Raw genomic sequence first — 7577 nt, 5'->3', positions numbered from 1 at the left:
GTTACTGATTAGAATGCACTTAGAGAGCATGTCTCGACCAATGAGACCATCTATGCCCTGTGAGCGAACATGGGTTTCCATCACTGGTAACGCCTCGATGTAGAACGGTGCTGTCTGAGCGTCGTTCGCCGGAACAATCAGGCTTACGTCATACTGCGGGCAGGGATGCGCCTGCCCGTTTGTTGAGGGCGTTTGAATCATAACGGCTCCGGTCGGAGTCAATCCAAGGGGCGCAACCAGCGCCGGGTCTACGCAAGTCCCTGACGCTCCGGTGTCGATCAAAAAGGTTCCGGTTACATGGCTGGGTAGTGGTTTGCCTTGCTTGATAACAGCATCGGCATGAGGCTTGCTAAGGCCAACCATCATTTGAACCAATGGACCCGCCGCGCCGTAGCTTAGCGTTATGCTTGGCATTCGACATCAAGATCCCGAGTGAAGAATGCAACCTGTTCGGATGGCGCAATGTGCTTGACCAAAAACACGCCATCTTCGAACTTTTCATACCCCGCCTTAAGCGCATCTTGATAGGCATCGAAGAAATCTATGACTTCGTCATTCTTGATCAGGACAAATTTGCCGCCGTGCGACAGCAGCTCCGGCAACTTACTGTTATAGGTTCTAATCTCTAAATCCAGAGGCGTAGACATTCTGAATCTCCCCACAATCGTAAAACAAAACCTTGAACGGCTTAGTGTCTCAATATCTAAAATGGTAGCACTATGTGTTGACAAAAAGGCAATTTCTTTAATTTGTCAGCGGATTTGAGCGTGCTTTGGCAGATATTGCGCCCCAAAGAAGCATCAGACACAAGGCTCAGGTTGGCTCTGAGTTACTAAATCGTGCATATCGGCAGGGAGCGACGGCGTTCTTAAGATTCAAGGCTCGCTCGGCACTACGTCCGCCAATGGCGGTTGGACCCGTTAAATCCCGTTAGAAAACGGTCCCGCTACACTGCTTTCAGTGTAGCAACCGCCCCATTTCAAGACCGAAAGAACTAACTCTGGCTATGCCGCCGTTTTCGCGCGGCCCGCTTCCTGCACCCCTCAGAACAATACTGCGCATCTGTTCTTCGATAGTCGGGCAACTCATCCCCGCACCAGCGACAAACCCACGTACCTCGCCGAACGCGACGCAACATTGCCTTCGCACGTTTCATCCGGTTTTCTGCGTTTCCGGTCCAGAAGTAGCGCTCAAACATCACACTGAGTGCACCGTCGCTTTCTTCGATCCATACCGCTCCGGGCTCTGGTCCAGGCATGTTTGGTTCCCTTTCTACTTTTACACCCATAGACGGGTTATCCCACTGAGCTAGCGACACTTTAAAAGCTGACTACCCCCCCTTGGGGTTTACAGGCCGATTGCCCGTGTCCATGTTACGGATATGACTGTAGCGGATCTGACCATTTTCCAATTGTATTGCGTAGCGATGGCTTCTGCATCTGTATTGGGCCTTGGCTTCTGGGCATTCAAGAGCGTGGCGACAGACACTGACAACCAGCTATCTTGGTTAGGATATGCGTTTCTGGGCTTCGGGGCATTCTGCGGAATAATAGGCCCCTCGCTGTACGGGGCCTATCTCCTCTATTCCGGGCTCAACTGAGGCCCTGCGGCGTACAACATAAGCGCACGAACAATCGCCTCCCTGACCTTGTTGGGGGCCTGCGTCACCGCGCTTTGAAGCTGTGTTGGCACACCAGCCCTCGTCAGCATTTCGGCCAAGACCGGCCCAACCTTGGCCTCTCGACCTGCTGTGGCTCCCCTCAGAAGCGCACCGGCTCCACGACGCGCCAGCAGCGCCGCAGCAACGCCACCACCAGCCCCGGTAAGGTCTCCTGTGGTTGCCAGTCCTGCGCCCCCGCCAACGCCGCCGACAAGGCCCTGTTCGATAAGCTGACGGGCCGTGGTTGAGTTTCCAGTTAGTGCCTTGTGTGTGTCAGCAAAGGCGCGCTCGTTGGCTATCTGGGTGCGTACCGTTTTCGCCCCCTCTGGTCCCAGAGCGGCTTGCATGGCGTCCTGCTGGCGACGTGGGCCGAACAGGGTATCAACAGCGCCAGGTGTTTCCCTGCGGTTCTGTAGCTGGTCAATCTTGCCGCTGGCATACCCCTGCGCCACTTCGTCAGGGTGAGCCACCGCTGCTTTACTCGCACGGCCCGCGTAATCCGCTGAGACACGCGGTTTAGCCCCCTCAGCCCCGAGGCGTACCGCGTCCTCTCGGGTTCGCGCACTTGCCGCCAATTGCCGGGCACCGCCGTACTCCGGCATCAGGCTATCAATCCGCTGACGAACCTGCTTTGACAACATCCCCGCAATTGCCTGCTGATTGTTTGGGCCTTGGCCCAGAGCGGGCCGCGCCATGTCGTCTAAAGCCTTCTTGGCTTCATCCAGAATTGCCAGCGCGGACGGTTCGCCGGCGATTCCTTCGGCTATCATCCTGTCACGTGCGAGGCGCTGACCTTCTTGCAGTGCCTTTTGGCCCATGCTGGTCTGAAACAAGTCGTCGAAGGCTGACATATCGATATCGTGACCCAATGACCGGGCTTCATCGTAGGCCGCGTTGATCCCCGGCTGCGTCTTGCGTCGAATGCCTTGCGTTAAATCATCGATCGATTGGGGCGCATCCATCCGGGACGCCTTCAACAAGCTATCGGTCAGCCGGTCGCTTTGGCCCGCCATACGGGCCTGTGAGGCGCTTTCCAGCACTTCACGGGCCTCCGGGCTGGAATTGGCTGCTGCCCGCCCCAGAGCCCGCCCACGTTCGCCCAGCGCATCGATAAGCATTCCATCGGGGCCGAGGTCATCCAGTTTTGCCGCCGTTTCTGGTGTCAGAGCCTGTTCGATCCGGGCTCTTGCCTGAGAGACGGGCTTACCAACACGGCGGGCTGCGAAGTTTCTGGCAGCGGGTACACCCGTCATTACGCTGGCAGCACCGCCGCCAGTGACTACCCCGATCCCCGCGCCGGTCGCAGCGCCTTTCCCTCGCTCGGCAAGGTCTCCGTCAGTGTAGCCAGCCCCTGCAATTCCGCCGTAGCCAAACCCGTCAGCCGCAGAACCAGCAATTACCTTGCCCGGTGTCTTGGCTTTTGCCGCCAGACTTAGGCCGAACTTACCAATTCCGGCCGCGCCGGTTGCGACCCCGGCTACATCGCCAACGGTTGAGGCCGTGGGGTGGTGAACATCGACGGCTTTGGATCGGGCCTCCTGAAGGTCCAGGTTATCCGCAAAGTTACCGCGTTCCCCGCCGATTCCGGTCGCTGTGCTACCCAGCGCTTTAAGCTCATCGCCAAAGCCGAACAAGGCCGTATCCGTAGCATTACGAACACCGGCGCCTATGCTTTCGAAATCCCTGATATTCGCGCGGGGAACTATCCCGCTTTGCCGCAGACTGGTCATGGCCCTTTCAAACAGCGACGGGTTATAGGGGGCGACAGTTGAGCCGTCCCCTTGAGGCGGTGCGTTTGTCGGGGGCACCTGTTTAGCCTCTTGCGCCAACTGTAGAAAACGCTTTGCGGCGCTTTCGTCCCCGGCTTTATTCGCTACGGACAAAATCGCCCAAGATCGCTGAAGCAAGAGCCAGAAGAGCAGCCGATCAGTTGGACGAGTACCCGTTCGAAGTTCTCGCCAAGTGGATGGCAAAAGCCGTATATCTGTGGTGCCATGTTCTTCGGCAACCTCATCCTGAGATAAAGCTGAGCTTTTACAATGGATTAGCAGATGCTATGATGCCCCGACACGGCTGCTCAGGTCTCCCTACAGGCACCGCGTGTTCTACGGTATGTTCTATGTGGCAATGACCCGCGCAAAGCAAAGCCTCACAGTGCTGACATCCGGAGCGCACCCGTTTCTAAAATCGGGTTCAGATTCAGTTCTGCACAGGCGCGTGACGCTCGACCTGAACGAAACCTCGTTGCCCGCAACAAAATACCAGATGCCCGCGCTCGATATCGTAGATTTGTCATTCGCCGGTCGCCAAAGGGATGCACATGACGTGCACAAGGCCGTGCGCTCGGCCAAGGTCGGGGACTCCATTTCCCTGATCACCACGCGACTTGGCTGGTCGAAAAAACGTTGAACGACGACTATGTTCCCAAAGGCCCCCGGCGATCCAGAAAAGCGGGAAGCCGCGAAAGAAAATCGAACGACGGCGATGATTTTTCGCTGATCGAAGATTGAGGGGTTGGCCCCTTCTGAAAGATCAAGTGGCCTCGGAACAGCCCCGTGCCGAACGTTCAAGAGTCATGGGCGATGCTGCGATCCAAGATGTTCGGCCAAGGGACTTCTTTGAGCGTATTTCGACAAGCGCAAAACACGGTCGACGCGGAATACCGACCTTCTCAAAAAGAGTATTTGATTGGCAACAAACCACAAGAGCAGACTTTCGGCGCTGATGTTTCGACACCGCCCGGTCAAAAACATAGGTCTCGGAACTTGTATCGGTTAAGGAAGTCCCGAGATTCATCTGGACGGCGCTCTTGATGGGGTGGACGTCGATGCCCTGGTCAGCACTTTCAGGTCGCACTTGGTCGTCGTGATCTTTTCGGAATGCTCTGCGACAATGCTTGTGATCAATTCCGCGGACAGGGCGCCGATGCGCTTGGCCGGGATGCGAATGGTCGAGAGTGACGGTTCGATTTCGCTTGAGCCTTTGAAATCTCCGATTCCCATGACGGACAGGTCTTCAGGAACACGCACACCGCAGTGTTTTGCCGCGTACAGCACGCCCTGAGCGATAATGTCATTGCCGCATAAAATAGCGGTGGGACGTGGTGAATGATCCAACAAGCTTATGCAGGCGCGTTTGGCCTCCAAAATGCTATAGGGGGCTTCCAGGCGCCATTGTTCGGGAACCTCGATCCGTTCCAATCGCAATTCTTCCAAGGCGCCGTGCAACCGGTCATATGCGCGATCATTCCCGGCAGGGTCGGGAAAGATCAAACCTATGTCGCGGTGTCCCAAATCCAGCAAGTGGCGTGCGGACAAACGGCCAGCTTCAGAATTCTGAACACCCACGCAAGACAATCGCGCTTCATCGTCATAGTTCCAGATTGCAATCGTCGGAACACCCTGTTGTTCGATCAATTGATATGTCGCCTCCGAGTGTTCAAGCCCGATAAGCGCAAGCCCGTCAACGCGATGCTCCATCAGTTTGCGCAGCATCTTGTATTCGCGCTCCAGATCGAACCCGTGCGAAGCAATCAACATCGTGAAGCCATGCCGGTCCAACCCGTCCGAGAAGGACTGGATCAGTTCAGCGAAGATGGCGTTGTCGATTGTCGGCACCACCAGCCCGACAGTTCCGCTGCGTCGGCCGTGCATGACTTGCGCGGCTCGGTTGCGAATATAACCAAGCTTCTGCACCGCCCGGTCAATCTTTTTCCGAGTCGCCGGCTTGAGCAATTCCGGGTGATTGAAGCTTCTCGAAACCGTCGAGATGGAAACACCGGCAGCCTTTGCGACAGCGACAATATCCGGCTTATCGATATGTTTTTTATTCATAAAATCGGCTCATCCGGGAGTATTTATGAAAACATTTGCAAAACTATTTTCATCTCTTAGCCTAAAATGTCAACGCGCAAACAAACACAGGGATGCAACGTGGAATTTCTGTATTACTTCGGAGATGTCTTCACACCGGTCTCGTTCGGGCTGTTGCTCCTGGGAACGGTTGGCGGGCTGATTTTGGGGGCAACCCCCGGGCTGTCACCCACCATGGCCGTGGCCCTGCTGATCCCATTCACGTTTCATCTGGCACCCGTTCAGGGGCTGATCCTTCTTGGCGCGGCCTATACCTCGACGGTCGCGGGCGGCGCGGTCAGCGCCATCCTTCTGAAAATTCCCGGAGCGCCCGCAAACATCGCCACGACGTTGGATGGGCATACGATGGCCAGGCAGGGCAAGGGCGCACAGGCGTTGCAGCTGAGCTTTCTGGCGTCTGCCGTTGGGGGGGTGATCGGAGTGCTTCTGCTCATCTTCCTGACACCGGTTCTTGCGCAATGGGCGTTGGCTTTTGGACCAAGCCACCTGTTCTGGCTCGCCATCCTGGGCGTAACCGTCATTGGATCGCTGGATAGTGCATCCGTTGTCAAAGGGTTGCTGTCGGGATGCATCGGTCTGTGGCTTGCGACCATTGGGTTCGATGACATCATGGGCGCGCAACGGTTCATCTTCCACCCGGCGCTTGGTGGCGGCATCAACATCATCGCCGCGCTCATCGGGCTTTTTGCAATTCCTCAGGTCCTGACCATGTTCGCCAAGGGCCGCAACGCGGCAAATGCCGAAGTGATCGAGGTCGAAAAGCACTCGATCATGGATGCGGTGCGCGAGCTTCTGCGCCGCCCGAGGGCGCTGAGCATCGGCACCATTACCGGCTCGGTCATCGGGCTGATCCCAGGCGTCGGTGGGCAGATCGCGGGTTTGGTCGCTTATGACCAGACCAAGAAATTCAGCCCAGAGCGCGAGAAATTCGGAAAGGGCCACAGCGAAGGCGTGATCGCAGCGGAAAGCGCGAACAACGCCATGGTCGGCCCCAGCCTTGTTCCGCTTTTGACGCTTTCGATCCCGGGGTCGCCGACCGCGGCGGTGCTGCTGGGCGGTCTGTTGATCCACGGGATTTTTCCCGGCACGGACCTTTTCGACAACCACCCGGATGTTGCCTGGACCTTCATAAACTCGATGCTGATCGGGCAGGTATTGATGTGCATCTTCGGCCTCTATGTCGCGGGTCTTGCCGCCCGGGTGGCGCAGGTACCGCAAAGCGTCATGGCCGCGGTTGTTCTGGGCCTGGCTGTCTTCGGCAGCTATTCGGTACAGTCCAGCATGGGCGACGTCTACGTCATGGCGGCACTTGGCGTCATGATGTACTTCCTTGAGCGATTTGGCTTTTCAGCTGCGCCACTGGTGCTTGGCCTGATCCTTGGCCCGATTGCCGAGGCGAACTTCATTCAAGGTTCGATGATTGCAGGGGCCAGCGAAGGGATGGCCAGCTATTTCCTGACGGGAACGCTGAATATCGTTCTGATCGCAATCGTCATCGCCTCAATTGCCTATTCAGTCTGGATGGAGCTTCGCAGTCGTCGCTACACATCCAAAGAGGAGATCATGGCATGAGTTCCGTCAGTCTTCCACGCGCGCAACATATCGTGGCGTCCGGCGTCATTGCTGCCGTCGGGATCTGGGTGGCATGGGTCAGCTATACCCAGCAACCGGCCGAAGCCTTCCTGTTCCCTCGCCTGATTTCGACCGTGTTTGTCGTTCTGGCCCTGTGGACGTTTGCCAAGGCGCTTCTGGGCTGGACCAAGGTGGGCAACGGCGTCTCGCCCAAGGATTTCATTTGGCTTCTGCCAGGACTGATTATCGCACTCATCTACATCTTTTGGGCCGCCAAGGCGCTGGGGTTCTACACCGCCGGAACGATCACATTCTTCTTGCTGCTAAGCTTCTATGACCCTGCACCGCATGGCGAAATCAAAACCTGGACCAGGCGTGTGATCATCACGATCGGGTATTTGGCCGTAATGTATGGGCTCTTCGCCATGCTTCTCAAAGTTTACACGCCACGAGAGATATTTTTCTGAAAAAGA

General features: G+C 56.7%; 7 protein-coding genes. 3 read left to right on the top strand and 4 right to left on the bottom strand.

From position 1 onward, the window contains the following. The 3 genes from AC2FNN_RS14430 to AC2FNN_RS14420 all read right to left on the bottom strand — a co-directional run. Positions 1–363 (bottom strand): aspartyl protease family protein (locus tag AC2FNN_RS14430; protein WP_496759233.1); only part of this gene is annotated, 363 nt, incomplete at its 3' end. A 38-nt stretch (positions 364–401) separates the two neighbouring features. After that, on the bottom strand, positions 402–647 hold the full coding sequence (locus tag AC2FNN_RS14425; protein ID WP_496759232.1) for a hypothetical protein: 246 nt from the start codon (positions 645–647) through the stop codon (positions 402–404). A 934-nt stretch (positions 648–1581) separates the two neighbouring features. After that, positions 1582–3390 carry a hypothetical protein gene (locus tag AC2FNN_RS14420; protein ID WP_496759231.1) on the bottom strand — a complete coding sequence of 603 codons (1809 nt, stop codon included), beginning with the start codon at positions 3388–3390 and terminating at the stop codon, positions 1582–1584. Between the two features lie 370 nt (positions 3391–3760). On the opposite strand from AC2FNN_RS14420, the gene AC2FNN_RS14415 reads away from it, so the two are divergent. Then, on the top strand, positions 3761–4069 hold the full coding sequence (locus tag AC2FNN_RS14415) for a hypothetical protein (RefSeq protein WP_496759230.1): 309 nt from the start codon (positions 3761–3763) through the stop codon (positions 4067–4069). A 383-nt stretch (positions 4070–4452) separates the two neighbouring features. Here the strand turns inward: AC2FNN_RS14415 and AC2FNN_RS14410 are convergent, their stop codons facing one another. Beyond that, positions 4453–5493, bottom strand: a complete 1041-nt coding sequence (locus tag AC2FNN_RS14410; protein ID WP_496759229.1) for a LacI family DNA-binding transcriptional regulator — start codon at positions 5491–5493, stop codon at positions 4453–4455. Positions 5494–5592: 99 nt separating this feature from the next. Between AC2FNN_RS14410 and AC2FNN_RS14405 the strand changes: the two genes are divergently transcribed. After that, positions 5593–7104, top strand: a complete 1512-nt coding sequence (locus AC2FNN_RS14405) for a tripartite tricarboxylate transporter permease (protein ID WP_496759228.1) — start codon at positions 5593–5595, stop codon at positions 7102–7104. Then, complete coding sequence (locus AC2FNN_RS14400) at positions 7101–7571, top strand: tripartite tricarboxylate transporter TctB family protein (protein ID WP_496759227.1); 471 nt, start codon at positions 7101–7103, stop codon at positions 7569–7571. The genes AC2FNN_RS14405 and AC2FNN_RS14400 overlap by 4 nt, the downstream gene beginning before the upstream one ends. The last annotated feature ends 6 nt before the right edge of the window (positions 7572–7577 follow it).

The sequence above is a fragment of the Ruegeria sp. BHSA118 genome, from assembly GCF_059613405.1.
Note: the sequence above shows the minus strand (reverse complement) of the source record. Positions and strands in the feature narration are given on the sequence as shown.

What these genes read in the sequence shown, in the direction of transcription:
- AC2FNN_RS14420 (WP_496759231.1), bottom strand. Translation starts at nt 3,390, where the DNA reads ATGACCAGTCTGCGGCAAAGCGGGATAGTTCCCCGCGCGAATATCAGG.
- AC2FNN_RS14400 (WP_496759227.1), top strand. Translation starts at nt 7,101, where the DNA reads ATGAGTTCCGTCAGTCTTCCACGCGCGCAACATATCGTGGCGTCCGGC.
- AC2FNN_RS14410 (WP_496759229.1), bottom strand. Translation starts at nt 5,493, where the DNA reads ATGAATAAAAAACATATCGATAAGCCGGATATTGTCGCTGTCGCAAAG.
- AC2FNN_RS14425 (WP_496759232.1), bottom strand. Translation starts at nt 647, where the DNA reads ATGTCTACGCCTCTGGATTTAGAGATTAGAACCTATAACAGTAAGTTG.